Raw genomic sequence first — 26,813 nt, forward strand, 5'->3', positions numbered from 1 at the left:
CGTCAGATGTAGCGCTTGGCCAGATGTTGGAACAGCAGCTCGCACGCTTGCGCCAGCGGCATGCTGCCCGTGTCGATGGTCAGGGCCGGCTGCTCGGGCGCCTCGTACGGCGCCGAGATGCCCGTGAATTCGGGGATCAGGCCGGCCCTGGCCTTGCGGTACAGGCCCTTGGGGTCGCGTTCCTCGCACACGCCGCACGGCGTGCTGATATGGGTTTCGATGAAATCGTCGGCGCCGATGATGGAGCGCGCCAGTTCGCGGTCGCGCCGCAACGGCGAGATGAAGGCGGCGATCACGATCAGGCCCGCGTCGTTCATCAGGCGCGCCACTTCGGCGCTGCGGCGGATGTTCTCCTGCCGGTCCTCCGGCGTGAAGCCGAGATCGCGGTTCAGGCCATGGCGCAGGTTGTCGCCATCGAGCACATACGACGGCCGGCCCGCCTCCACCAGCATCTTCTCCAGCGCGCAGGCCAGCGTCGATTTGCCCGCCCCGCTCAATCCCGTCAGCCACACGGTGGCCGCGCGCCGGCCCACGCCGCCCATGCGGGTCTGGGCCGTGACCTGGCCCGCATGCCAGTAGATATGGGGGGACTGGCCGCGCGCCGGTTCACCTTCGCGCAGCAGTCCGTCCAGCTTGTCCAATTTGCTCATCGCTCGCTCCTGGCCGACCCGGTGGCCGGCGTTATCGTGTTGGATGGACCACCGTGGTCCCTGTCAGAACTGCTCCCACTCCTCGTCGACGGGGGCCGCTGTCCGGCGCGCGCCACTGGCGGCCAGCGCGCGCCGCGCGGGCGCTGGCGCGGGCGTCGATGCGCGCGTGGCCTTGGCCACCCTGGCCGGCGCCGCCGGCTTGGGCAGCGCCTGCACGGCGGGCGCCTGCGGCAGCAGCGGCCGTCCCGCCTCCGCCTCCAGCCGGAAGATGCCCACCACTTCGGTCAGGTTGTTGGCCTGGTCGCGCATGGCCTGGGCGGCGGCCGCCGCCTCCTCCACCAGCGCCGCGTTCTGCTGGGTCACGGAATCCATCTGCATCACGGCCTGGTTGATCTGCTCGATGCCGCTGGACTGCTCCTGGCTGGCGGCCATGATCTCGGACATGATCTCCGTCACGCGCCGCACGCTGTGCACCACCTCGTGCATGGTCGATCCGGCCTGCTCCACCAGCCGGTTGCCCGCCTCCACCTTGTTCACCGAATCGCCCACCAGCTCCTTGATCTCCTTGGCGGCGGCGGCCGAGCGCTGGGCCAGGTTGCGCACCTCGGTGGCCACCACGGCGAAGCCGCGTCCCTGTTCGCCGGCCCGCGCCGCCTCCACGGCCGCGTTCAGGGCCAGGATGTTGGTCTGGAAGGCGATGCCGTCGATGACGGCGATGATGTCGCCGATCTTGTGGGCCGAATGGTCGATGGCGGCCATGGTGTCGACCACCTGGGCCACCACGGCGCCGCCACGCTCGGCCACGTCGGACGCCGACACGGCCAGCCCGTTGGCGGCGCGCGCGTGGTCGCTGTTGATGCGCACGGTGCTGGTCAGCTCCTCCATCGAGGACGCCGTCTCCTCCAGCGTGCCGGCCTGCTGCTCGGTGCGCGAGGACAGATCGAGGTTGCCCGAGGCGATCTGGCCGGCCGCCGTGGCGATGGTCTCCGTGCTGCTGTGGACCTGGCTGACGATCAGCGCCAGGCTGTCGCGCATGGATTTCATCGCGTGCAGCAGGCTGTGGTCATCGCCCGGACGGGTGTCGATGGCGATCGAGAGGTTGCCGGCCGCGATCTGGCCGGCGATGGCCGCCGCCTCGGCGGGTTCGCAACCGAGCTGGCTCACCACGCCGCGCGTGATCAGCAGGGCCGCCGCCACGCTGGCCAGCAGCGCCAGCGCGCCGATCACCAGCATCTGGGTGCGGGCGGCCGAGTAGGCGGTCGCCGCGTCGGCGGTGGCCGTGTCGTTCTGCTTCTCCTCCACCGCGATCAGCCGGCGCAGCAGATCCCACCACGCCTTCTGCACGGGACGGAACTGGTAGCGCAGCAGCTGGTAAGCCTCGTCCTGCTTCTGCTCCAGCGCCAGCGCGGCCGCCTTGTCGATGAAGGGCAAGGCCAGCTGCCCCTGCTTGCGGATCTGCTCCAGCAAGTCCTTTTCCTCGGCCGACGTGCCGGCCTTGGTGAACATCTGGCCCAGCTTGTCCTGCGCCGCCGCGTATTTCCTGGCCTGCGCGGCCAGGCGGTCCACCTCGATCTGGATTTCCTTGGCTTCCTTGAGCAGGATCAGGTTGCGCAGGGCGAGCGCCCGTTCCGTCACCGTCAAGTCCATGGCCGCGGCGAGCTTGGTCTCCACGTCGTTGACCTTGGTGATATCGTCCAGCCGCTGCTGGATCTGGCTCATGCTCGACAGCGCCAGTCCGATGATCGCCATCAGCAGCAGCGACACCACGCCAAAGCCCAGTCCCAGCCGCGTCGCGACCCCCATGTTACGCGTTTTCATGCCCACCTCCCGAACACTGCGATCCACGTCCCGGCGGCCCAGCGGCCATTGCCTATCGGACGACATGCAGCGATCTTAGAGGATTCCGTACGGCAAAATTGTCTCGAAAAGTCACCTGTGGGCGCGTCTGCAACGGCCCAATGACGGGCATTGACGTTGATCGAATTTCTGCTTGTGCGAGCGCAGACCAGGCAGATCAAGGGGAAGCTTGCGTCTCAACCCATGCGAATCTTGCGACATGCAAGTATGGTGGTCAAAAATAAAATTATGCACTGAGGAAATTTTGTGGCATGAAGAGCATCAATTGGCGCCTCGCAAAACCCACATCGCCCGGTCTGCCCGTCTGCGCCCCTGACACAATCGGACTGGCGTGGCTTGACCTGGATCAGATAAATTTTCGTTAGTCCGGCCTATAGTCCTTGTATGCTCAAGTATTGTGGCCAAGGAAACCGTCATGTACACCCGCCAACCGCCCCGGGAAAACGTCATCCGCCTGATCCAGCAGGAGCACACCAACCTCACGGCCGTGATCCACTGCATGCAGCAGTTCGTGCGCGCGCTCGGTCAGGGCAACACGCCGGCCGACCTCAAGATCATGCGCGCCATGCTGCTGTATGTGATCGATTATCCCGAGCGGGTCCACCATCCGAAGGAGGAGGAGCACCTGTTCGCCCGGCTGCGCCAGCGCACCCACGATGTCGACAGCACACTGGACGAACTGACGCGCCAGCACGTGCGCGGCACCGCGCTCACGCGCGAACTGGAACACGCGCTGGCGCGCTATGAGTTCCAGGGCGCGCCAGCGCTGCCGGCGCTGCGCCTGCTGGCGGAGGAATATGGCAGGTTCTTCTTCGAGCACATGCGGCTGGAGGAGGACGTGGTGCTGCCGGCCGCGCTGCACCACCTCACCGAAGCCGACTGGATCGTGATCGACCTGGCGTTTTCCGCCAACGGCGACCCGCTCACGGGCGCCCCGATCCAGAATAACTTCTCGCGTCTTTACCAGCTGATCGTGCACGCCCAGCCCGGCCAGCACTGAGTGCCTGCGGTGACGCGTGGCGTCAATTGTCAAGCGCCACTTGCACGCATTCGAATATTTCGCTTGCGCTGTCGCGCCACGCGCACAGTGCATTGCATGGTGCATCGCAAGCCCCTACAATCAGAGCCGGCCCTGAGCGGCCCGCGCGCGCCGCCGGCACGCCGTCCACCGAAGGAAAGCTCCGACAATGCCCACCCTGGTTCGCGCCGCCGTACTGACCAACTATCTGGAAGTGGCCCAGCACCTGGGCCTGAACGCGCAGGCCGAACTGGCCAGGGTAGGCTTGAACCGCAAGATGCTGCAGGACCCCGAGCAGCCCATCCCCATCAGCAGCGCCGTGCAATTGCTGGAGAACTCGGCCACCGACAGCGGCTGCCAGACCTTCGGCCTGCGCATGGCCGAATCGCGCCAGTTCTCCGACCTGGGCGCCGTCAGCCTGCTGCTGTCGCACCAGCCCACGCTGCGCGACGCGCTGCAGGTGCTGGTGCAGTACCGCCATCTGCTGAACCGCTCGCTGGCGCTGTATGTGGAGGAAGCGGGCGACCTGGTGATCATCCGCGAGGAAGTGGTCAACGACGATCCGGTGCCATGCCGCCAGTCCAACGAACTGGCCATCGGCGTGATGGCGCGCATGTGCGCCACCTTGCTGGGCCAGCACTGGCGGCCCGTCAGCGTCAACTTCACGCACGACGCGCCGGACGACTTGCGGCTGCACCGCCGCCTGTTCGGCTGCCAGGTGCAGTTCGGGGCTGAATTCAACGGCATCGCCTGCCCGGCCGCCAACTTCGACGCGCCCAATCCGAACGCCGATCCGGCCATGGCCCGCTACGCGCAGCGCTTCGTCGACTCGCTGCAGGACCAGGGCGAACCGTCCATCTCGCACGAGGTGCGCAAGGCGATCTACCTGCTGCTGCCGATGGGACGGGCCACGATCGAACAGATCTCGCAGGCGCTGGGCATGAACGTGCGCACGCTGCAGCGGCGGCTGGGCGAATGCGACGCCAACTTCAGCGACTTGATCAACGAAGTGCGGCGCGAGCTGGTGCAGCGCTACATGAACAACCCCAGCTACTCGCTGGTCCGCATCGGCGACCTGCTCGGCTACTCGCTACCGAGCAGCTTCACGCGCTGGTTCGCCAGCCAGTTCGGCGAAACGCCGGCCGCCTGGCGCGGCACGCACGGCAAGCCCTACCAACCGCCCGTCTAAAAAACCGGGGTCAGGTCATGAATCCACGCAAGTTGCGCGGATTCATGACCTGACCCCGGTTTTTTTATGTGGCCCAGCGCATCAGCCCCATCACCAGCGCGGCCAGGAACACGGTCTCGCCCACCATCAGCGCGATCGGCTTGATGCCGACGGCGGCCAGCTCCTTCAATTGCGTCTTCATGCCCAGCGCGCTGATGGCGATCACCAGCGCCCAGCGCGACGCCTCGTTGCCCGCGTGCTGCACGGCGGCCGGCACCCAGCCCGTGCTGTTGATGCAGGCCAGCACGAAGAAGCCCACGGCGAAACCGGGCAACAGTGGCGGCCGTGCGCTGCCCGCCTGCGCGCCCTGGGCCCGCGTGATCAGGGCCGCGCACAGGATCACCGGCAGCAGCATGGCCACCCGCATCAGCTTGACGACCGTGGCGGCGTCGCCCGTCTCGCGCGACATGCTGTAGCCGGCCCCCACCACCTGCGCCACGTCGTGGATGGTCCCGCCCAGGAACACGCCGGCCTGCAACGGCGACAAGGCGAAGAAGCTGGCGATCATGGGATAGGCGATCATGGCCGTCGTCGACAGGGCCGACACGCAGATCACCGTGAACAAGGTCGCCTTCTCCTTTTGTTCATGGGCCGGCAGCGCGGCCGCCAGCGCCAGCGCGGCGGAGGCGCCGCAGATGGCCGTGGCGCCTCCCGTCAACATGCCGAACAGCTGGTTGAAGCCGAGCAGCCGGGCCACCAGCACCGACACCAGGATCGTCACCGTGACGACCACCACCACCAGCACCACCGGCTTCCAGCCCAGCGCGGCGATCTGGGCCAGCGTGAGCCGCAGTCCCAGCAGCGCCACGCCCAGCCGCAGGATGGTGCGGGCCGTGTATTCGATGCCTGGCTTGCACTGCCCTTCGCCCGACAGGAAGTTGAGCGCCATCCCAAGCAACAGGGCGAACAGCATCACGGGCGCGCCGTAGTGCTCGGACAGGAAGCTGGCCGCCGCCGCCACCATGGCGCTGACGATGAAGCCGGGCGCCAGCTGGCGCACGCGCACGTTCAGGCCGGAGAAGAAGGTGGGATTCATGCTGCGCTCTCCTCGCCGGGCAGCGTCAGGTAGACGCCGTCCGCTACAACGGTGATCGGATAGACGGCCACCTTCATCTCCGGCACGTTGGCCAGGCAGCCGGTGCCAATGTGGAAACGCAGGCCGTGCGCGGGGCAGCGCACATACATGCCGTCCAGCTTGCCGCCGGCCAGCGACGAACCCTGGTGCGGGCAACCGTCCTCGATGGCGTGGTAGGCGCCATCGACATGGAACAGCACCACGCAACGGCCGTCGATACGCACGATGGCGCGCCCGCCGTCCGGCGGCAGTTGGGCCGCCGTCAGCGCCACGCGCCGGCTCATGGCGCCACCGCGTCGGCCGCATCCGCCACTTCGAGCGCGGCCAGCATGGCCGCCAGCAGCACCTCGGGCGGCTGGGCGCCGCTGGCCACCAGCCTGCCGTTGACGACGTAGTACGGCACGCCGCCATTGCCGCTGCCCTCGCCTTGAGCATGGAACGGCACGGCCGCGCCCAGCATCAGCGCGGCGATGTCGGCGCGCTCCATGCCGCAGGCCAGGCCGTGCGTCAGCAGCACGGCGGGGTCGCCCACGTCCTCGCCGCGCTGGAAGTAGCCGGTGAACAGCCGTTCCAGCAAGGCGTCGCGCTGGGCCGCGCTGCCGTTCAACGCCGCGTGTTGCAGCAGACGGTGGGCGTTGGCCGTGTTGGGCATGTTGCGGATGCGCTGGTAGTCGATGTGCACGCCGGCGGCCGCCGCCGCCTCGCTGACCTGGGCCTGGCGCCGCCGCACGGCCGCGTCGCCGCCCAGACGCTGGCGGTAGAACTCCATGAACGGCCAGCCGGCGTCGGGCACGTTGGGCAGCAACTGCACGCCGCGCCAGCGCACGTGCACGGCCGCCTCGGGCGCGCACACGCGCAGGCGCGCGATGGCGGCCTGCAGGTTGCGCATGCCGATCAGGCACCAGGGGCAGATCACGTCGAACCCCACCTCGATTTGCAGTACGCGCGTCATGCCCGCACCTCCACGGCGGGCGCACGCGCCGCCAAGGCGGCTGCCGCCGCGGCGGCGCAACTCGCGTCGTGCGCGTAGTGCCGGCGCGCGTACCAGAACACGGCGGCCGCCGCGATGCTCAGCAACGGCACCAGCCGGAACGCCGTGGCCAGGCCGAGGTGGTCGGCCACCACGCCGGTCAGGAACGGCCCCGGCGCGAGGCCCAGCAGGTTGTTGGCCAGCGTCAGCGTGGCGAACGCGGTGCCGTGGATGGAGCGGTGCGTGAGGTTGGCCACCATGGCGCCGGCCGGCCCGGTGGTGCCGGCGGCCAGGAACATGCCGGCCCCGATCAGGGCCAGTTGCAAGGCGCCCGGCGCCATGGCGAACGCCACCGACAGCAGGACGCAGCTACCGAGGCAGTAGGCGATGGCCAGCGTGATCTTGCGTGGCGGCGAGTGGCGGCACAGGCGGTCGCTCAGCATCCCGCACAACACCATGCCGGCGCCGCTGGCCAGCACCACGGCCGCCGCGCCGGCGCCGGCGCGGTCGGCGCCCATGGCGTAGTAGCGGTTCATGAAGCTGGGCATCCAGACGATGAAGGTGCCGCCCACGAACAGCTGCAGGCCGCTGCCGACGTAGGCCGCCCGCACGGAACGGCTGCCGAACAGGCTGCCCAGTGGCAGGCGGGCCGGCTTGCCGTCCGCGCCGCCGCTGGCGCTCGCGGCGCCTCGCGGCGAAATACGGCCTTCCTTGACGATGATGGGGTACAGCACGGCCAGCGTCAGCCCGAACAGGGCCATGCCGGCGAACGCCCAGCGCCAGCCCACGTGGGCCGCGATGCCGCCGCCGAGCGCCATGCCCAGCACGGAGCCGAACATGCCGCCGGCCATGAAGGCGCCCGTCAGCGTGGCCCGCATATGCTTGGGGAACACGGACAGCACCACGGCGATGCCCACGCTGCCGTAGGCCGCCTCGCCCACGCCCACCAGGAAGCGGGCCGCGAACATCTGGTTGTAGTCCTGCGCCAACCCGCAACCGAGCGTGGCCAGGCTCCATAGCACGGCCATCAGGGCCAGGCTGCGCACCCTGCCCCAGCGGTCGGCCAGCAGCGACAGGGGGAACGTGAGCAGCCCCACCATCAGGGCCACGATGCCGCTCAGGAGGCCGAGCCGGGCGTCGCTCAATTGCCATTCCACTTTCAGCAGGGGGAACACGGCGTTGAGCACCTGGCGCGACATGTAGTCGGAGATCAGCAGGCCAAAGCTCAGCGCGAATACGATCCACGCGTAGTAGCGCGGCACGTTGGGGTTGTCGTCGGCCAGGCCGTCGTCGGAGGGAGTGTGATAAGCCATGATCTGCCTTCAATCCGTTTCACGAGATGAAAAAAAAGCCGGCACTGGCATTATGCACCAGCACCGGCTCCGGTTGCGGGATCAGGTCCGCAGCGGCACGTTCTTCTGGCCGGGCTGGCGGTTCGGCGCCATGCCGTTCATGCGCAGCGTCTCCTCGGCATCCTTGTACTGCACGCCGATCTTGTAGATGGCGCGCGCCTCCTTGCCGTTGGCGACTTCACGGCCCAGTTCACGGGCCACGCGCACGCACTGCTCGATCTGCTCGACCGACGACATGCGCTGGCCGTGCTGGCCGACGATGGTGTCCTCGATGCCGCAGCGCGGATGGAAGCCCATCGCCATCGACATCATGTTAAACGGCAGCACGTTCTTGAGCAGCGATTCGGCCGTGATGCAGGCCCCTTCCGGCGCGCGGCGGATGAAGTCCATGAAGTTGAACGGATTGGGGCCGTCGAAGCCGCCGCCGATGCCGATCCAGGTCAGGTTCAGCGGGCCGTGGTAGACGCCACGGCGCACCAGCCGGTCCAGCGTCTCCAGCGCGTGCATGCCGGTCAGCTGGAAGTGCGGCTGGATGTTGGCCGCCTGCAGACGGCGCAGGTGCTCCTCGACCCAGGCCGGACCGGCCGGCACCGTCATTTCACTGTAGGCCGCGTGCATCATGGGCGAGGCCAGCGAGGTGCCCGCCAGATACTCGGGATAGAGCAGCTCCATGATGTTCATCTGGGTGGTGTTGATGGCCACCGTCACCTGGTCCGGCTTGGGGTCCAGTTCGGCCAGCATGTGGCGCGTGTCGTCGCTCAGCCACTTGGCGGCCTGGCCGTCGTCCTCCGGCGCGAACGAGATCGAACCGCCGACCTGGATGATCATGTCGGGCACGCGGGCGCGCACGCCGGCGATCAGCTCATTGAACTTGGACAGGCGCTTGGAGCCCTTGCCATCGAGTTCGCGCACGTGCAGGTGCAGCACGGTGGCGCCGGCGTTGTAGCAGTCGACGGCCTTCTGCACCTGTTCCTCCATCGTCACCGGGATGTCTTCCGGGAAGTCCTCCGGCGCCCACTCGGGGCCGTACGGCGCCACGGTGATGACTACTTTGTCCTGGTTCTCGGGGTGCAGGGAATCGTCGAGAAATTGCATGCTGGTCTCCTAATGAATGGGTACGTGTGTTTTTATGTGTGCGGTGTTCAGTACGGGACGTCGCCGACGATGCCGGCCCGCTCCATCTTGCGGTGGCAGGGCGGGTAGTCCATCACGGCGTAGTGCTGGGTCGAGCGGTTGTCCCAGATGGCCACGCTGTTCGGCTTCCAGCGCCAGCGCACCTGGAACTCGGGCACGTAGGCCTGGCTGATCAGGTAGCTGAGCAGGTTGCCCGCGCCGGGATTGGCGTCCTGGCCGAAGCGCACGCGCTCGGGCGTGTGGTAGTTCGTGATGTGGGTGGTGAAGGCGTTCACGAACAGGATCTTCTCGCCCGTCTCGGGATGGGTGCGCACCACCGGGTGCTCGGCGTCCGGGAACTGGGCCTTGAGCGCCAGCCGGCGTTCGATCGGCATGGCCGCGCCGAAGCTCGCTTCGATGCTGTGGCGCGCGCGCAGGCCGTCGATGCGCTGCTTGACGTCCTCCGGCAGCCGCTCGTAGGCCAGCGCCATGTTGGCCCACATGGTGTCGCCGCCCACGGGCGGGCACTCGATGCAGCGCAGCACGGCGCCGAACTGGGGCGCGGCGCGCCAGGTGGTGTCGGCGTGCCAGGCGTTCTCGTAGCGGTCGTTGGGCTGGTCCGGGTTCTTGTAGATGCGCACCAGGCCGGGATTCTCCGGATCGCTGCCGGCCACCGGATGGTCTTCCAGCTCGCCGAAGCGGCGCGCGAAGGCCACGTGTTCGGCGCGGCTGAAGTCCTGGTCGCGCAGGAACAGCACGCGGTGCTTGAGCAGCAGCGAGCGCAGTTCGGCGAACAGGCCGTCGTCATGGATGGCTTGTTCCAGCTTGATGCCCGACAGTTCGGCGCCGATGGCGCAGGTCAGTTGTTCCACTCGCATGGCGTTCTCCTCAGATCACGAAAATGGACGAGCCGGTGGTCTTGCGCGATTCCAGGTCGCGGTGCGCCTGGACGGCGTCGGCCAGCGGGTAATGCTGATTGATCTCGATCCTGATGCGGCCGGCGCCCACGTGGTCGAACAGTTCGCCCGCCAGTTCGGCCTTCTCGGCCGGATCGGCGATGTAGTCGGCCAGCGCGGGACGGGTCAGGAACAGCGAGCCTTTCATGGCCAGCAGCACCGGGTCGAACGGCGGGATCGGGCCGGAGGCCGTGCCCACGCACACCATCAGGCCGCGCTTGCGCAGCGAATCGAGCGAGGACATGAAGGTGTTCTTGCCCACGCTGTCGAACACCACGTCCACGCCCCGCCCGCCCGTGATCTCGCGCACGCGCTTGGCCACGTCCTCGGTGCTGTAGTTGATCACGTGGTCGCAGCCGTGCATCAGCGCCATCTCGGCCTTGGCGGCGGTGGACACGGTGCCGATCACGGTCAGGCCCAGCAGCTTGGCCCATTGCGACACGATCAGGCCCACGCCGCCGGCGGCCGCGTGCAGCAGGATGGTGTCGCCGGCGCGGAAGTCGTGGATGCGGCGCATCAGGTAGGCCGAGGTCAGGCCGCGCATGGTCATGGCGGCCGCCGTCTCGAAGGCGATCGTCTCGGGCAGCTTGATCAGCGGCGCGGCCGAGATCACGCGCTCGGTGCTGTAGGCGCCCAGCGTGTTGAGGAAGCCCGTGTAGGTCACGCGGTCGCCCAGCGCCAGTCCGGTCACGCCCTCGCCCAGCGCCACCACCACGCCGGCCGCCTCCACGCCGATGCCGTTGGGCAGCGGGACCGGATAGGTGCCGTTGCGGAAGTAGGTGTCGGCGTAGTTCAGGCCCACCGCCACATGGCGCACGCGCACTTCGCCGGGACCCGGCTGGCCCACTTCCACATCTTCCAGGTACAGCACTTCCGGTCCGCCGGTCGCATTGAAACGCACTGCTTTTGCCATGTTGGTTCTCCTCGGATTTGTTGTAACGCCTTGCCTACTGTGATTTCAGTATAGTCGGGGCGAATTGCCCCAACCATGCATAGGGCGACAGTGACTTTTCATTTGACGACAGAGTGGGCCAAAAGCTGCACTTGCGCGATCAGCGCCTCGGCCCGTGGCCACGGCCCGTAGCCGGCGGCCGGGTTGAGGTGGCCCACGGCGCCCAGCTCCACCACCTGGCTGCCCCAGTCGGCCGCCATCGCATGCACGGCCTCCAGGCTGGCCAGGTGGTCGTTGCTGCTGGCGGCCACGATGCTGGGGAACGGCAGCCGGGTGCGCGGCAGCGGCGACCAGCCGTGCTCGCGCAACGTGTCCGGCTGCGGGTAGTTGGCCGGCCAGCTGGCGTCCAGGTCGGGCGGTGTGACCAGCAGCGCGCCCAGGATGGGACGCTTGTGGCGCGCCGCCCAGTGGGCCACCATCAGCACACCGGCGCTGTGGGCCACCAGGATCACGGGGCCGTCGATGTCGGCCAGCGCGCGCTCGATGGCCTCCACGCGGGCCGCGCAACTGAGGCCATTTTCCGTCAGCGGCGGCACCGAGCGCGCGCCGGGCGTGCCGGCCTGGAGCAGGGTTTGCCAGTGCTGCGGCACGTGGTCGCGCAGGCCGGGAACGATCAGGAGCGTAGGAGTGGTTTTCGTGGTCATCATGTCTTCCTGTTCGCGTTGAAATCAGTTCTGGCCCGGCAGGCGGTAGTCGCGGAACATCTCGCGCAACTTCATCTTCTGCAGCTTGCCGGTGGCCGTGTGCGGCAATTCCTCGACGAACACCACGTCGTCCGGCCGCCACCACTTGGCCACCCGGCTTTCCAGGTGGGCCAGCAATTCATCGCGCGTGACCTCGCGGCCGGCCTTGCGCACGGCCACCAGCAGCGGGCGCTCCTGCCAGGTCGGGTGGGCGATGCCGATCACGGCCGCCTCGGCCACGTCCGGGTGGTCCATGGCCGCGTTCTCCAGGTCGATCGACGAGATCCACTCGCCGCCGGACTTGATCACGTCCTTGGCGCGGTCGGTGATGAGCATGTAGCCGTCCGCGTCGATGGTGGCCACGTCGCCGGTGTCGAAGTAGCCCTGTTCGTCGAGCACCTGGCCGCCTTCGCCGCCGAAGTAGCCGCTGGCGATCCACGGGCCGCGCACTTTCAGGTGGCCGAACGCCACGCCGTCGTGCGGCAGCGCGTTGCCGTCGTCGTCCGTGATCTTCAGCGTCACGCCGAACACCGCCCTGCCCTGCTTCATCTGCAGCTTGTGGCGCTCGGCGGCCGGCAGCGCCGCGTGCTTGGGCAGCAGCTTGCACACCGTGCCCAGCGGCGACATCTCCGTCATGCCCCACGCGTGGATCACGGTGGCGCCGAAGCGGCTCTCGAACTGCTCGATCATGGACAAGGGCGCGGCCGCGCCGCCGATCACGCAGCGCGTCATGCACAGCTCCGCGCGCGGGTCCAGCTGCTGCGTCTCCACGTGGCGGAACAGCATCAGCCACACGGTCGGCACGCCCAGCGACAGCGTCACGCGCTCGTCGCGCATCAGCTCATAAATGCTCTTGCCGTCCATCTGCGGGCCGGGCAGCACCAGCTTGGCGCCGCACAGCGCGCCCGCGTACGGCATGCCCCACGCGTTCACGTGGAACATGGGCACCACCACCAGCGCCGAATCGGCGGCCGACACGGCCAGGCCATCGGTGCTGCACACGGCCATCGCGTGCAGCACGGTCGAGCGGTGCGAATACAGCACGCCCTTGGGGTGGCCCGTGGTGCCGGACGTGTAGCACAGGGTGGCGGCGCTGTTCTCGTCGAACTCCGGCCATGCGTACTGCTCGCTCTCGTCCGCGATCAACTCCTCGTAGCACAGCAGGTTGGGGATGTTCGCGGCCGGCATGTGGGCGCGGTCCGTCATGGCGATGAAGCCCTTCACGCCGGTCATGGTGGGCGCCAGCTGTTCGATCAGGGCGGCGAAGCCGATATCGAAGAACAGGTACTGGTCCTGGGCGTGGTTGGCGATGTAGGTGATCTGCTCGGCGAACAGGCGTGGATTGATCGTGTGCAGCACGGCGCCCATGCCGGAGACGGCGTAGTACAGCTCCATGTGGCGGTAGCCGTTCCAGGCCAGCGTGGCCACCCGCTCGCCGGGCTGCACGCCCAGCCGCGTCAGCGCGTTGGCCATCTGGCGCGCACGCCGGGCCACGGTGCCGTAGGTGCTGCGCTGCAGCGGCCCCTCGCTGGAGCGCGAGACGATTTCGCGTTCGGGGTGGTTGAGACAGGCGTGTTCGATCAGCGAAGACACCAGCAACGATTGATGTTGCATCAGGCCTAGCATTGCAGACTCCTTGGTTTTATTTGACTGAATTCTTGCGCGCCGCCATGGGCGCGGCGGGCTGCAGGTACTGGCGCACCGTGGCAGGGAACCAGCGCCCGCCCATGCGGCCGCGCAGGCCGCGCCGGTTCATGGCGGCGGCGATGGCGCCGAACGAGGCGCCGGCGGCCCGCAGCCGCCGCAGCTCGGCCACCAGGGCCGGCTCCGGCGGCGGGGCCGCGGGGCAAGTGGATGGCGAGTCAGGCGGCATCACGCCTTACGCAGCAGGAAGTGCGACAGCGCGGGCACCAGCACCAGCGCGCCGATCATGTTCAGGGTGAACATGAAGGTGAGCAGGATGCCCATGTCGGCCTGGAACTTGATGGGCGACCAGGCCCAGCACACCACGCCAGCGGCCAGCGTCACGCCCACCAGCGCCACCACCTTGCCCGTGAACTGCAGCGCGTGGCGGTAGGCCTCGGCCAGCGACTGCCCCTGGCGCTGCTGCACCAGCTGCACCGACACCAGGTACAGCGCGTAATCGACGCCGATGCCGACGCCGAGCGCGATCACCGGCAGCGTGGCCACCTTCACGCCCATGCCCAGCATGACCATCAGCGCCTCGCACAGGATGGAGGTGAGCACCAGCGGCAGCACGGCCACCAGCACGGCGCGCCAGCTGCGGAAGGTGACGAAGCACAGCACGATCACGGCCGCGTACACGTACAGCAGCATCTTGTGGTTGGCCTCGCGCACCACGATGTTGGTGGCCGCTTCGATGCCGGCGCTGCCGGCGGCCAGCAGGAACTGGCGGTCCGGCCCGTTGTGGGCCTTGGCGAAGGCGTCGGCCGCCTGCACCACGCGCTCCAGCGTTTCGGCCTTGTGGTCGGCCAGATAGGCGATCACCGGCATCAGCGAGCAGGCACGGTCGAACAGATCCGGGTTGTTGACGGAGGCCTGCTGGGCGCCGTAATTGAGCACATCCTGGTTGCGCGAGATGGTCAGCCATTTCGGGCTGCCCTCGGACGTGCCGGCCGTGACCTGGCGCACGGCGTCGGCCAGCGACACGGTGGTCTGCACGCCCGGCACCTGCTGCAAGGTCCAGGCCAGGCGGTCCGCCTCGATCAGGGTCTCGTATTTGAGGCAGCCTTCGGGCGCGGTCTTGATCATCACCGCGAACTGGTCGGACGACAGCGAATAATTGGCCGTGATGTAGGCGTTGTCGCGGTTGTAGCGCGACTCGGCGCGCAGTTCGGGCGCGCCCGGATCGAGGTCGCCGATCTTCAGGTGGGTGCTGACGATGAAGCCGCCGACGGCCAGCGCCAGCGCGACGGCCACGGTGGCGCCGGCCCAACGCGGTTCCGTGAAGCGGTCCAGCATCAGCCACAGCTTGCCCAGGCCGCGCCCAGTCTCCTCGTCATGCTCCTCGCGGATGCAGCGCTTGGCGGCGGCGGCCGACACGCCCACATAGGACAGCAGCACCGGCAGCAACAGCAGATTGGTGAAGATCAGCACCGCCACGCCGATGGAGGCGGTCATGGCCAGGTCGCGGATCACGGGGATGTCGATCGTCATCAGCACGGCGAAGCCGACGGCGTCGGCCAGCAGCGCCGTCAGACCGGCCAGGAACAGGCGGCGGAAGGTGTAGCGGGCCGCCACCAGCAGGTGCGTGCCACGGCCCACGTCCTGCATGATGCCGTTCATCTTCTGGGCGCCGTGCGACACGCCGATGGCGAACACCAGGAACGGCACCAGGATGGAGAACGGATCGAGCTCGAAGCCGAAGGCCGCCACCAGCCCCAGTTGCCACAGCACGGCCACCAGCGAGCACGCCACCACCAGCACGGTGGAGCGCACGCAGCGGGTGTAGGCGAAGATCACGGCCGTGGCCACCAGCGCGGCCACGCCGAAGTACATGATGACCTTGGCCATGCCGGCCAGCAGTTCGGCGATCAGCTCCGCGAAGCCGATCACGTGGATGCGCACCGGATAGGCGCCGCCCTGGCGCGCCTGCACCGTCTTGTCGATGGCGTGCGCCAGCGCGGAATAGTCGATCGCCTTGCCGGTGGCCGGATCCTTGTCCAGCAACGGCACGAAGATCATGGTCGACTTGAAGTTGTTGCCCACCAGGCTGCCCACGATGCCGGAACGGGCGATGTTGATCTTCAGCTGTTCCACGCTGCGCGGCGAGCCGTCATACCCGTCCGGCATCACGGGGCCGCCCTGGAAGCCCTCCTCCGTCACCTCGTTCCAGCGCACGGACGGGGTCCACATGGACTTCATCCAGGCCCGGTCCACGCCCGGCGTGAGGAACAGTTCATCGTTGACCTGCTTGAGCGCCTCCAGGTAGCGCGGGTCGAAGATGTCGCCCTGCGGGTTCTCCACCACCACCCGCAGCGAGTTGCCCAGGCCGCGCAGCGCGTCCTTGTTGTGCAGGTAGTTCTGGATGTAGGGCTGGCCCTGCGGCAGCATCTTCTCGAAGCTGGCGTTCAGGTGCAGCCGGGTGGCCGCCAGCGCGCCCAGCACCAGCGTGATGACCGCGCACAGCACGATCATCCACAGCCGGTTGTTGAACACCAGCCGCTCCAGCAGATTGCCGGAGCGCTGGTCGAAATGCGCCAGATCGCGCACCACCGGCATGGCGTCGATCCCGTCGGTTGACATGTCCATTGTCTCGTTCCTCGTTAAGTTGGTCGGCCAGGTGTGCCCGGCTCTGATCTGCGTATTTGCTTCGTGATCATTGCTTCATGATGCGTGCTTCGTGATGAAATCGGTGCGTCTACTTCGTGGCCAGCGCCTGCAGCCGCGCGCCGCGCGCGCCCGCGATCAGCAACTGCCCGGGTGCGGCCACCAGCGCGGCCGACGCCGGCCCCGGCTTGACCTCGGCCAGTGCCTGGAACGTGGCGCCGCCGTCGGCGCTATGCAGCAACTGGCCGGACTGGCTCACCAGCAGCAACGAGCCGTCGGCCAGCGCCAGGCCTGCCGTCAAGCCGGTCTGGGTGCCGGTGGTGGCGCGCTCCCAGTGCTTGCCGCCGTCGGCGCTGTGCAGTGCCGTGCCGCGCAGGCCGAACACGAGCAGGCTGTCCTTGGCGCCGGTCACGCCGAAGAAGCTGCCCTGATACGGCGACGGCACGGCCTCGAAGCGTTCGCCGTCGGCGCCGCGCTTGAGGATCAGACCCTGTTCGCCCACGATGTACAGCGCGCCGCCCACGGCGCGGATCGCGTTCAGGTGCAGCGCCTTGGGATTGTCCATGTGGCTCTCCCAGTGCTGCCAGCTCTTGCCGCCATCGTCGCTGCGCAGCGCCAGGCCGAACGCGCCGACGGCGAAGCCGTGGCCGTGGTCATCGAACCAGACGTCCAACAGCGGCTTGTCGCCGACCTCGGCGTCCTTGCGGCCGTCGAACTGGCGTTCCCAGGTGGCGCCCGCGTCGGCGCTATGCAGCACCACGCCATCGTGACCGACGGCCCAGCCTTCGCGCTCGGTGGGGAACACCAGCGCCACCAGGTCGGTCGACACCGGCACGCTGGCCTGGCGCCAGTGCGCGCCCTGGTCGTCCGAATACAGCACGTGCCCGCGCTGGCCGACGGCGACGATGCGCGCGCCGGCGTGGGCCAGCCCGTTGAGCAAGGCGCGCGGCGCCAATGCGCTGGCCATGGCCGGCGTGTCGAGCGGGTCGGCGAACGGGGCCGCCTGGGCCGGTGCCGCCATCAGCAGGACGGCACCCGCCAGTGCGCCGGCGGCGGCGCGTGAAAATCGGTTCATGTGGAACTCTCAAAAAAAGACTGCCAGCCACCACGGCGATACGGGTCGCCCGCCGGCAGTCAAACGAGAAATGGAAACAAGTGGCGGGTGGCCGCGCGCCCGGCGCGGCCACCGCGGCCTTAGCGCACGCCGGAGCCGGCCAGCGCTTCAGGCGACCACTGGTTCGGCTTGAGCGCGTCGATGTACTTCAGGCCACCATACGGGCCGGACATGCCGGTCAGGTTGTAGGCGCCGCTCACGAAGTCGTAGATCACATGGTTGCCCGTGTAGGTCGCTTGCGCGTCGTAGGCGTAGATCAGGTGATCGAACGACGAGCGGTACAACTGGCCGCGCGCGTCGTACTGGTCCGAAGCCAGCGCCACCCAGCTGTCCTCGTCGATGTAGAACACGCGCTTGCTGTAGATGTGGCGCTTGCCCGGCTTGAGCGTCGCTTCCACCACCCACACGCGGTGCAGTTCCCAGCGCACGAAGTCCGGGTTCAGGTGGTTCGGCTTGGTGACGTCGGCCGACACCTTGGCGGCGAACAGCTTGTACTCGCCGTAGGGCACGATCATCTCCTTCTTGCCGATCAGCTTGAAGTCGAAGCGGTCCAGCGCGCCGTTGAAGACCCAGGCGTCGTCGTAGGTCGAGGCGCCGGCCGAACCGGGGTTGGGCGTATCGTAGGCCACGTCCGGCGCCAGCTTCACGCGGCGCTGGCCGGGCAGGTATTGCCACACTTTGCGCGGCTGGGCAGCGGCGTTGACGGCGTCGAACACCATCAAGCCCTCGCCGGCGCGGCGGGCCGGCGCCAGGTAGGTCAGCTTGGTGCGGAAGAACACGTCGGTCTGCTTGGCCACTTCCGTGTGCTTCGGGTCCGACAGCGGGAATTCCTCGTAGATCTCGCCGGCCGTGGCCAGGCTGGGCACGCCGGACGAATCGACGTTCCACGATTCATACTTGGTGGTCAGCGCGTGGCCCTGATAGCGCAGCAGGTGGTTCCACATCACCTCGTAGCCGCTCTTCGGAATCGGGAACGGCACCCCGGCCAGCGCGTTCTCCACGCCCACGCCGCCATCGACGGTCTTGGCGTTGACGGCGTTCTTGGCCGTGTTCTCCAGCAGCGCCTTGGGCAGCGTGACGGGGCGGTGGGTCGGATACACGTCCACCCGGAACGTGGGGAAGCGCTTGAGCAGCTCGCGGGTGCCGGCCGTCAGCTTGTCTTCCTGGCCGGCCAGGTTCTTGCCGGTGATGACGAGGCGCGGCTTGTCGGCGCCATACGGGTCGGGACGGATGCCGCTGCCCTTGACGAAGCCGGCCGGCGCGGCCGTCAGACCGCCCGTGTATTCAGGGATGGTGCCGTCCTTGTTGCCGGCCTTCTCGGCGCCCACGGCCGTCAGCGTGGTGCCCAGCTGCTTGGCCTCTTCCGGCGACACGCCAGCTTGCGCGGCCGCTGCCGCCGCCAGCGCGGCGGCCATGATGGTGAGTTTGAACATGGTGTTGTCTCCTGTCTGTTATCAGAACGTGGTCTTGAACGTGGCGGCGAGGAAGCCGCGGTCCTTCAGCAGCGAAGTCACGCCGCCGAACGACGTGATGGCGCCGCTGGCCGGGTCGGTGACCAGGGGGCCGAAGAAATTGACGTACTTGATGTCGAAGCGGTACTTCTGGCGCACGTCGAACGCCACGCCGGCCGCGTAGTTGCCGGCGCCCTTGTTGCCGCCGGCCTGCACGCCGGAGTTGCCCTTCAGGCCCACCGAGTAGCTGAGCGGGGCCGACATGTCCACGCCCGGCAGCACCTGGAACCAGGTCGGGGTGAACGTGAGGGCCAGGCCGAAGTAGTCGTGCGTGACCTTGTCCACGCCCTTGTAGTCGTCGCGGCCGCGGTAGAACTGCGCGCCCTGGGTGACGCTGGCCACGCGGTTCCACACCAGCTCCGTGGCCCAGGTGGCCGAGTCGGACAGCGGCGTCTTGGCCATCGTGCCCAGGAAGTTCAGCACGCCGTGGATGGTGTTGCCGCGCGCGCCGCTCACCTCGCCCTGCTGCGGCAGATCGGCCGCCTTCACCACCAGCGTGGGATTGACCTTGGCGTTCAGCGCGGCCACGATGGCCGGGCTGGTCCCCACCGGCATCAGCAGCGCCGGCGTGCTGTAGATCGGCATGTCGCGGCGGTACGACAGGTCGGCGCCGACGGCGATGCCGGCCACGCTCTTGGACAGCGAGAAGCCCAGCACGTCGATGTGGTTGGCGTACTCGAACTGGTACTGGCTGGTGCCGCCCAGCGTGCTCGGATAGAACAGGCAGTTGTTGCCGACGACGGCGGCGCCCGGAATGGCGGCCTTGCAGACGGCCGCGCCGTTGGGGCCGAACAGGGCCGCCGGCAGGCCGGCCAGGCGCACGTTCGCCTGCGGCAGCAGGTCCGAGGTGCGGCGGACATAGACGCCGGCCGTGCCGTCCAGCCACTCGGGGCTCCAGCGCGCGGCCAGACCCCAGTCGCCCGTGTTGGGCGCCCGGCTGTCTTCGCGGCGGATGGCCGGCGCGCCCAGTGGGCCCAGGTAGAACGATTCGGCGCCCTGGAACGCGTAGTCGTAGAAACCGAGGAAGGAGCCCGATTCCGGCAGGCGGGCCGGTTTCCAGTTGAAGAAGTACTGGGCCGCGATGCCCAGCTCCGGCGTGATCGACGACTGGGCCGAGATGGCCTGGCGCGGCAGGAACAGTTCCTTGGCGTCCGTGCCCGGCACCGAGTAGCCCTTGAGCAGGTCGACCGGCGACTGGCCGTAGTTCACGCCGTGGATCGGCGACAGCAGGCTCTCGCCCCAGTACAGCGTGTGCTGGCCCAGCTTGACGTTGACCGGCATGTCGGCCACTTCGAAATTGGAGAACACGAACGCGTCGAGGATCTCGCCCGAGCCGCGGTGGTAGCGCTTGGCGTAGTCGGACATGCCCAGCGCCGCCTTGCCGTTCTCGCGGTGGTTGGAGCTGGCCACGTTGGTGTTGTCCAACTGGTCGTAGGCGCGGTCGTACCAGGCCGCGGCGGACACCCGCATGCCCATCTTCTGCTGGAACACGATGTCCAGTTCCGACAGCCAGTCGATCCGCTCGGACACCAGGCCCTTGTTGAAGTTGCGGTCACCGTCGTCGTAGTTGGCCGACTTCAGGATGGCCTCCTTCTGGCCGTTCACGCGCTGGCCGACATTGAGTTTGACGGTGTTGTCGAAGCGGATGGCGACATCGGGATTGCCCGTGTCCAGTTCCGCCGCGTGGGCCGCGCCGATCGCGCACAAGGCCGCTGCCAGTGCCGTCAACGCCAATGGATGGTGGGTTTTTGCTGGTTTCATGCTGCGCCTGCTCCTCTATTTTGTTGTAATGAACGCTGCTGGTACGGTGCTGCTTGCCGCTTGGGCGGCAACTCCGTGGCTGAAGGCGGATGCGTCAACTGGCGAGGGGGCGTGGGCATGATGCTGTCTCCTCATCGTTTGAGCCCCGCTGTCCTGGCCGGGCTATGTTGTCCGGTCCGGGTCAGCGATGACTCATCATAGGATCGAAAGAGAAAAACACTGTTTCCATTTCACGACGTGCACTTCGCATTTCGTGACACCACGCCGGTGTGTGGCGTCCGATGCACAGCGGCCCGCGCGGGCCGCTTACACCTGGCCTGCCTGCGCGGTGCGCGCGGCGCGGCGCAGGGCCGGCGCGTCCGCCTCGGCCACGGTGGCCTCGCCTGCCTTGAGGCGGAAGATGCGCACCGAATCGTTGACGTTGTCGGCCTGCTCGCACAGCGCGCCGGCGGCGGCCAGCTGCTGCTCCACCAGCGCCGCGTTCTGCTGCGTCATGGCGTCGATATGGCCGATGGCCGCGTGCACTTCGGCCATGCTGGCCTGCTGCAGCTGGGCCGCCTCGCTGATGCCGCCCAACACCGAGGCCAGCTCCGTCACCGACTGCACGGCCTCGCGCATGCGGGCGCGCGCCTCGTCCGTGCGGCCCGCGCCCTGGCGCACGTGGTCGGCCGATTCGGCCACCAGCTGCTTGATCTGCTGGGTCGCCGCCGAGGTGCGCTGGGCCAGCGTGCGCACCTCCGTGGCCACCACGGCGAAGCCGCGCCCGGCCGGGCCGGCGCGGGCCGCCTCCACGGCCGCGTTCAGCGCCAGCAGATTGGTCTGGAACGCCACCGACTCGATCAGGTGGATGATCTCGCCGATATGGCTGGACGAGGCGGAAATATCCGTCATCGCCCGGGCCGCCGCGTCCACCGCCGCGTCGCTGCGGTGCGCCACGGCGCCCGTCTGGCCGGCCAGGCCGGTGGCTTCGCCGACGGCGTGCGCGCCGTGCCGCACCTTGTCGTTGATGGCCGCCAGCGCGGCGGCCATCTGCTGCAGGCTGCCCGCCTGGGCCTCGGTGCGGGCCGACAGGTCGGCGTTGCCGGCCGCGATATCGTGCACGCTGGTGCGCAGATGATCGACCTCGTCGCGCACATCGCGCACCACGGCGCGCAGGTTGACCGACATCTGCAGCAAGGCCCGCTGCAACTGCCCCGCCATGCCGCTGGCGCCGGTGCCGACCCGATGGGCCAGATCGCCGGCGGCCAGCTGGTTGGCGTCGCGCAGCACGGCGCGCAGCGGCGCCACGTTCAGGTGCCAGATGCGGGCCGTGACGGCCGCCGCCACCAGCGCCGCGCCGGCCGCCTGCAACCACAGCGGCAGGCCGGCCCGCCCCAGCGCCAGCAGGCCGGCCGCCGCCAATAATTGCAGCGCCAGCATGCGGCCCCGCGTGGACGGCGTGAGCAGCCGGCGCAGCCGCCCTGCCCTGCCGCGCACCACGCGGCCGTGGTGGAGCGTGATGCGCGGTCTGGCGCTGGCCGCGTCGGCCCGCATCTCCGCGTACAGCTGTTCGGCCATGGCCACGGCGGCCGGATCGGGCGCGGTGCGCACCGACAGGTAGCCCGTCACGCGGCCGCCGTCCATCATCGGCGCGGCGTGCGCCAGCACCCAGTAATGGTCGCCGTTCTTGCGCCGGTTCTTGACCAGGCCACTCCACGGCCGCCCTTCGCGCAGCGTGTCCCACAGGTCGCGGAAGGCCTCGGCCGGCATGTCCGGGTGGCGCACGATGTTGTGGGGCTGGCCCATCAGCTCCGCGTGCGTGAAGCCGCTGATGTCCACGAAGGTGGGGTTGCAGTACACGATGCGGCCCTTGGTATCGGTCACGGACACGATGGTCTGGTCGGCGGGGAAGGTGTAAGCGCGCTGGCTTACCGGCAAATTGGTGCGCATGTTCGTCCCCTGATGATCGGGCCGGCGCGCCGCACGGGCGCTCGGTGGGCGCCGCTGCACGGTCGTGGCAGGCGCGGGCGATGGATGGCGGCGGCGCGGGCGGCCCGAACCGGCCGCACCGCCGGCCACGCGGCTATTTGCTTTGAGTTGTTGTTTTCCGCGCAGCAAGAGCAGTGTCCGCCCGCTGGTGGCGCGCTGTCAACGGTCGCTGTGGCGTGGCGCACACCATGTCGGCAATTGGCAAATCGTTGTCATGGGAAGCGAAATACCCTTACATTTAGTATTGTTATTACCAGACGCGCAAGTACGAGCAGGCCGCGCGCCGTTCCAGCGCCGTGTGGCAAAGCTTCTATTCCCGCCCCTGTTTTCTTCTGCTTTCTCCTGCTTTCCCCTGTTTTCCGCTTACCGGCGAAAATAGAAGAAAGCAGAAAAGAGCAGGAGCAGAATCAGAAAGGAATCCAGAGAGGGCGCGGCGCCGCATAAGCCCGTCCCTGTCCAGCACACTGATCGGCAGATTATGGCTGGAGCAAAATTATTCGTATCACATAATTCATAATAATTCCGCAAATCAAGATCGTTGCCCGGCCGGGTGATGCAAAAGCACCATCTTGCCCGGCGCCGCGCGGCGCCCCACCAACTCTTGCCGCAGACGCTATAATGGAAAGTTGAACCGAGCCCGGCGGCCATGTCGTCCCCATCGCCGCGCTGTTCCGCCGCTCGCGCCGTCCTGCCGTTCGCGCCGCGCGTTTTTAACACTGCTCCGCTTTTTGGTCCGCCACGTGAATCCACATCTCGACAAGCTGCAATCCTACCCGTTCGAAAAACTGCGCCAGCTGTTCAGCCAGGTCCAGCCCAATCCCCAGCACACGGCCATCAGCCTGGGCATGGGCGAACCCAAGCACCCCACGCCGCCGTTCATCCAGCAGGCGCTGATCGACAACATCGCCGGCCTGGCCAACTACCCGACCACGCTCGGCACCGAGGCGCTGCGCGGCGCCATCGCCGGCTGGCTGGAACGACGCTATGGCATCCCGGCGCTCGACCGCGCCACCCAGGTGCTGCCCGTGAACGGCTCGCGCGAGGCGCTGTTCGCGCTGGCCCAGACCGTGATCGACCCGGCCGCCGGCTCGCTGGTGGTGTGCCCGAACCCGTTCTACCAGATCTACGAAGGCGCGGCCTACCTGGCCGGCGCCACGCCCTACTTCGTCAACTCCGACCCGGCCCGCAACTTCGGCTGCGATTACGACAGCGTGCCGGCCGACGTGTGGCAGCGCGTGCGCCTGCTGTATGTCTGCTCGCCCGGCAATCCGACCGGCGCCACGCTCACGCTGACGGACTGGGAACACCTGTTCGCGCTGTCCGAACGCTACGACTTCATCATCGCGGCCGACGAGTGCTATTCCGAGATCTACCACGGCGACGAACCGCCGCTGGGCGCGCTGCAGGCGGCCCACATGCTGGGCCTGTCCACGGTGGAGCGCCCGTACGCCCGCCTGGTGGTGTTCTCCAGCCTGTCCAAGCGCTCCAACGTGCCCGGCATGCGCTCGGGCTTCGTGGCCGGCGACGCCCAGGTGCTGAAGAAATTCCTGTTGTACCGCACCTACCACGGCAGCGCCATGAGCACCGCCGTGCAGGCTGCGTCGGTCGCGGCCTGGAACGACGAGACCCACGTCGAACAGAACCGCGCCCAATACCGCGCCAAATTCGCCGCCATCACCCCGCTCTTGCGCGAGGTGATGGAGGTGGAGCTGCCCGACGCCGGCTTCTACCTGTGGGCCGACGTCAGCCGCACCGGCCTGTCGGACACCGAATTCGCGCAACGCCTGTACGCCGAATATAATGTCACGGTACTGCCGGGCAGCTTCCTGGCGCGCGAGGCGCACGGCCTCAATCCGGGCCGCAACCGCATCCGCATGGCGCTCGTCTCCGGCACCGAGGAAGGCCTGGAGGCGGCGCGGCGCATCGTCCAATTCTGCAAAACCCTGAATCCCTAAAAGCGAACCACATCATGAGCCAACAACTCCAGAACATCATCGACCAGGCATGGGAAGACCGCGCCAACATCAACCCGTCCAACGGCAGCGCTGAACTGCGCGACGCCGTCTCGCACGTGATCGCGGGCCTGGACGCGGGCACCATCCGCGTGGCCGAGAAACCAGGCGCCGAGTGGATCGTCAACCAGTGGGTCAAGAAGGCCGTGCTGCTGTCGTTCCGCCTGGAGAACAACGTGGCCATGCCGTCGGACGGCACCATGCAGTTCTACGACAAGGTGCCCACCAAGTTCGCCAACTACACGGCCGACGATTTCGCCAAGGGCGGCTTCCGCGTGGTGCCGCCGGCCGTGGCCCGCCGCGGTTCGTTCATCGGCAAGAACGTGGTGCTGATGCCGTCCTACGTCAACATCGGCGCCTACGTCGATGAAGGCGCCATGGTCGACACCTGGGCCACCGTCGGCTCCTGCGCCCAGATCGGCAAGAACGTCCACCTGTCGGGCGGCGTGGGCATCGGCGGCGTGCTGGAGCCGATGCAGGCCAACCCCACCATCATCGAGGACAACTGCTTCATCGGCGCCCGCTCCGAGATCGTGGAGGGCGTGATCGTGGAGGAGAACTCGGTGATCTCGATGGGCGTGTACATCGGCCAGTCGACCAAGATCTACGACCGCGCCACGGGCGAGGTCACCTACGGCCGCGTGCCGGCCGGCTCGGTGGTCGTGTCGGGCAACCTGCCTTCGGACGACGGCAAGTACTCGCTGTACTGCGCCGTGATCGTCAAGCGCGTGGACGCCAAGACCCGCGCCAAGACCGGCATCAACGAACTGCTGCGCGGCATCTAAGGCCAGCACTTAAAAGTCCGCGCGCACCCGGCTGCACACGCACCGCGCGCGCGGCGCCCGACCGCACCACACGAGGAGAACGCCATGGCCATGGAGCGCCTGTTCCAGCTGATGAAGGAAAAAAACGCGTCGGACATGTTCTTCGCGGTCAATTCCCCGGTCCACATCAAGATCAACGGCAACCTGATCCCCATCAACCAGCAGAAGCTGGAGCCGGACAACATCACGGTGCTGCTGTCGGAAGTGTGCAGCGCGGCCGAGATGGCGGAACTGGAGCGCGAGAATGAGCTCAACATCGGCATCTCGGTGCCCAACCTGGGGCGCTTCCGGCTGTCGGCGTTCCGCCAGCGCGGCAGCATCTCGGCCGTGTTCCGCTTCGTGCCGGCCACCATCCCCGTGCTGGGCGAACTGGGGCTGCCGCCCGTGCTGTCGGACCTGATCATGGAAAAACGCGGCCTGCTGCTGCTGGTCGGCTCCACCGGATCGGGCAAGTCCACCACCATCGCCTCGATGCTGGACCACCGCAACGAACTGCGGCCCGGCCACATCCTCACGCTCGAAGACCCGATCGAGTACCTGTTCAAGAACAAGAAGTCCATCGTCAACCAGCGCGAGATCGGCAGCGACGCCAAGGACTACGCCACGGCGCTGCGCAATTCGCTGCGCCAGGCGCCGGACGCGATCCTGATCGGCGAGATCCGCGACAAGGAAACCATGGCCGCCGCGCTGGCCTACGCCCAGTCCGGCCACCTGGTGCTGGCCACGCTGCACGCCAACAACAGCTACAACGCGCTCAACCGCATCATCTCGTTCTACCCGATCGAGAACCGCCCCGCCCTGCTGCAGGACCTGGCGTCCACCGTCAAGGCCATCGTGTCGCAGCGCCTGGTGCGCTCGATCAACGGCGGCATGCGCACGGCCGCCGTGGAGGTGATGCTCAACACGCGCCACATCGCGGACCTGATCGAGAAGGGCGAAATCGGCCAGATCAAGGAGGCGATGGACAACAGCATGTCGCCCGGCTCGCAATCGTTCGAGCACTCGCTGCTCAAGCTGGTCAACGAGGGCGCCATCAGCCAGGACGAAGCGCTGGCCAACGCCGACTCGGCCACCAACCTGCTTTGGCTGCTCAACAACGGCCCGGACAGCAAGCTGGCCCAGGCCGACGCCGAGCCGGAAGCGCCCGCCAAGCCGGCCGCCGACACCTCGTTCACGGAATTCACGCTCAACACCTGAGGCGCCGGCCGCGCCTTGCAAAGCCTGCGCCGGCCGCGCCTCGCAATGCCTGCGCCGGCTGCGCCTCGGAATGCCTGCGCCGGCCGCTCCTCGCCATGCCTGCGCCGGCCGCTCCTCGCAATGTCCGAGCCGGCCGCGCCCCGCATTGTCCGCCCCGGCCGGGCGAAGCCAGGCCCGCGCCACGTGCGCGCCGGACGGTCCGGCCACTGCCGGCCCGCCAGCCATGGTATCCTAACGGGTTTCGCTGCGCCGGCATCCGCCGCCGGCATTTCAGCGGCGACC

General features: G+C 68.0%; 22 protein-coding genes. 5 read left to right on the forward strand and 17 right to left on the reverse strand.

Features of this window, described 5'->3' with window-relative positions; translation table 11 throughout:
* Window positions 1-2: 2 nt before the first annotated feature.
* Both cysC and AC1RQG_RS10605 read right to left on the reverse strand, forming a co-directional pair.
* The gene (gene cysC, locus AC1RQG_RS10600; RefSeq protein ID WP_493131027.1) at window positions 3-650 is read right to left on the reverse strand and encodes an adenylyl-sulfate kinase; all 648 of its coding nucleotides are present in this window, start codon (window positions 648-650) and stop codon (window positions 3-5) included.
* Window positions 651-713: 63 nt separating this feature from the next.
* The gene (locus tag AC1RQG_RS10605; protein ID WP_493131029.1) at window positions 714-2,468 is read right to left on the reverse strand and encodes a methyl-accepting chemotaxis protein; all 1,755 of its coding nucleotides are present in this window, start codon (window positions 2,466-2,468) and stop codon (window positions 714-716) included.
* Window positions 2,469-2,922: 454 nt separating this feature from the next.
* On the opposite strand from AC1RQG_RS10605, the gene AC1RQG_RS10610 reads away from it, so the two are divergent.
* A complete protein-coding gene (locus AC1RQG_RS10610; RefSeq protein WP_493131031.1) occupies window positions 2,923-3,507 on the forward strand; it encodes a hemerythrin domain-containing protein in 585 nt (194 codons plus the stop codon).
* 187 nt (window positions 3,508-3,694) lie between these two features.
* Window positions 3,695-4,714 carry an AraC family transcriptional regulator gene (locus tag AC1RQG_RS10615; RefSeq protein ID WP_493131033.1) on the forward strand — a complete coding sequence of 340 codons (1,020 nt, stop codon included), beginning with the start codon at window positions 3,695-3,697 and terminating at the stop codon, window positions 4,712-4,714.
* Between the two features lie 64 nt (window positions 4,715-4,778).
* On the opposite strand, the gene AC1RQG_RS10620 is transcribed toward AC1RQG_RS10615, so the two are convergent.
* The 15 genes from AC1RQG_RS10620 to AC1RQG_RS10690 form a co-directional block, all read right to left on the reverse strand.
* Window positions 4,779-5,789, reverse strand: a complete 1,011-nt coding sequence (locus tag AC1RQG_RS10620) for a YeiH family protein (RefSeq protein ID WP_493131035.1) — start codon at window positions 5,787-5,789, stop codon at window positions 4,779-4,781.
* Window positions 5,786-6,112: a Rieske (2Fe-2S) protein gene (locus AC1RQG_RS10625; protein ID WP_493131037.1), complete on the reverse strand. Its 327-nt coding sequence runs from the start codon at window positions 6,110-6,112 to the stop codon at window positions 5,786-5,788. Before AC1RQG_RS10625 ends, AC1RQG_RS10620 begins: the two co-directional genes overlap by 4 nt.
* Entirely contained in the window at window positions 6,109-6,780 is a 672-nt protein-coding gene (locus AC1RQG_RS10630; protein ID WP_493131039.1) for a DsbA family oxidoreductase, read from the reverse strand. The genes AC1RQG_RS10625 and AC1RQG_RS10630 overlap by 4 nt, the downstream gene beginning before the upstream one ends.
* A complete protein-coding gene (locus tag AC1RQG_RS10635) occupies window positions 6,777-8,111 on the reverse strand; it encodes an MFS transporter (RefSeq protein WP_493131040.1) in 1,335 nt (444 codons plus the stop codon). Before AC1RQG_RS10635 ends, AC1RQG_RS10630 begins: the two co-directional genes overlap by 4 nt.
* A gap of 81 nt (window positions 8,112-8,192) precedes the next feature.
* The gene (locus AC1RQG_RS10640) at window positions 8,193-9,245 is read right to left on the reverse strand and encodes a beta-keto acid cleavage family enzyme (protein WP_493131042.1); all 1,053 of its coding nucleotides are present in this window, start codon (window positions 9,243-9,245) and stop codon (window positions 8,193-8,195) included.
* Window positions 9,246-9,292: 47 nt separating this feature from the next.
* Window positions 9,293-10,141: a TauD/TfdA dioxygenase family protein gene (locus AC1RQG_RS10645; RefSeq protein ID WP_493131044.1), complete on the reverse strand. Its 849-nt coding sequence runs from the start codon at window positions 10,139-10,141 to the stop codon at window positions 9,293-9,295.
* Window positions 10,142-10,151: 10 nt separating this feature from the next.
* Window positions 10,152-11,132, reverse strand: coding sequence for a quinone oxidoreductase family protein (locus tag AC1RQG_RS10650; RefSeq protein ID WP_493131046.1), 981 nt, complete (start codon window positions 11,130-11,132; stop codon window positions 10,152-10,154).
* A gap of 98 nt (window positions 11,133-11,230) precedes the next feature.
* The gene (locus tag AC1RQG_RS10655) at window positions 11,231-11,815 is read right to left on the reverse strand and encodes an RBBP9/YdeN family alpha/beta hydrolase (RefSeq protein WP_493131363.1); all 585 of its coding nucleotides are present in this window, start codon (window positions 11,813-11,815) and stop codon (window positions 11,231-11,233) included.
* A gap of 24 nt (window positions 11,816-11,839) precedes the next feature.
* Window positions 11,840-13,480: a 3-(methylthio)propionyl-CoA ligase gene (locus tag AC1RQG_RS10660; RefSeq protein ID WP_493131048.1), complete on the reverse strand. Its 1,641-nt coding sequence runs from the start codon at window positions 13,478-13,480 to the stop codon at window positions 11,840-11,842.
* Window positions 13,481-13,496: 16 nt separating this feature from the next.
* A complete protein-coding gene (locus AC1RQG_RS10665) occupies window positions 13,497-13,727 on the reverse strand; it encodes a recombinase family protein (RefSeq protein WP_493131365.1) in 231 nt (76 codons plus the stop codon).
* Window positions 13,727-16,126: an efflux RND transporter permease subunit gene (locus AC1RQG_RS10670; protein ID WP_493131050.1), complete on the reverse strand. Its 2,400-nt coding sequence runs from the start codon at window positions 16,124-16,126 to the stop codon at window positions 13,727-13,729. The genes AC1RQG_RS10665 and AC1RQG_RS10670 overlap by 1 nt, the downstream gene beginning before the upstream one ends.
* Before the next feature lie 109 nt (window positions 16,127-16,235).
* Window positions 16,236-17,219, reverse strand: coding sequence for a WD40/YVTN/BNR-like repeat-containing protein (locus tag AC1RQG_RS10675; protein WP_493131052.1), 984 nt, complete (start codon window positions 17,217-17,219; stop codon window positions 16,236-16,238).
* Window positions 17,220-17,338: 119 nt separating this feature from the next.
* Window positions 17,339-18,691, reverse strand: coding sequence for a DUF1329 domain-containing protein (locus AC1RQG_RS10680; protein WP_493131054.1), 1,353 nt, complete (start codon window positions 18,689-18,691; stop codon window positions 17,339-17,341).
* 21 nt (window positions 18,692-18,712) lie between these two features.
* Window positions 18,713-20,530, reverse strand: a complete 1,818-nt coding sequence (locus AC1RQG_RS10685; protein WP_493131056.1) for a DUF1302 domain-containing protein — start codon at window positions 20,528-20,530, stop codon at window positions 18,713-18,715.
* Window positions 20,531-20,836: 306 nt separating this feature from the next.
* The gene (locus tag AC1RQG_RS10690) at window positions 20,837-22,459 is read right to left on the reverse strand and encodes a methyl-accepting chemotaxis protein (protein WP_493131058.1); all 1,623 of its coding nucleotides are present in this window, start codon (window positions 22,457-22,459) and stop codon (window positions 20,837-20,839) included.
* Between the two features lie 779 nt (window positions 22,460-23,238).
* Between AC1RQG_RS10690 and dapC the strand changes: the two genes are divergently transcribed.
* From dapC to AC1RQG_RS10705, 3 genes are all read left to right on the forward strand, one after another.
* The gene (dapC, locus tag AC1RQG_RS10695; RefSeq protein ID WP_493131060.1) at window positions 23,239-24,453 is read left to right on the forward strand and encodes a succinyldiaminopimelate transaminase; all 1,215 of its coding nucleotides are present in this window, start codon (window positions 23,239-23,241) and stop codon (window positions 24,451-24,453) included.
* 14 nt (window positions 24,454-24,467) lie between these two features.
* A complete protein-coding gene (dapD, locus tag AC1RQG_RS10700) occupies window positions 24,468-25,295 on the forward strand; it encodes a 2,3,4,5-tetrahydropyridine-2,6-dicarboxylate N-succinyltransferase (protein WP_493131062.1) in 828 nt (275 codons plus the stop codon).
* 84 nt (window positions 25,296-25,379) lie between these two features.
* The gene (locus tag AC1RQG_RS10705) at window positions 25,380-26,531 is read left to right on the forward strand and encodes a PilT/PilU family type 4a pilus ATPase (protein ID WP_493131064.1); all 1,152 of its coding nucleotides are present in this window, start codon (window positions 25,380-25,382) and stop codon (window positions 26,529-26,531) included.
* The last annotated feature ends 282 nt before the right edge of the window (window positions 26,532-26,813 follow it).

Source organism: Rugamonas sp. GW822-FHT03B10 (assembly GCF_058801745.1).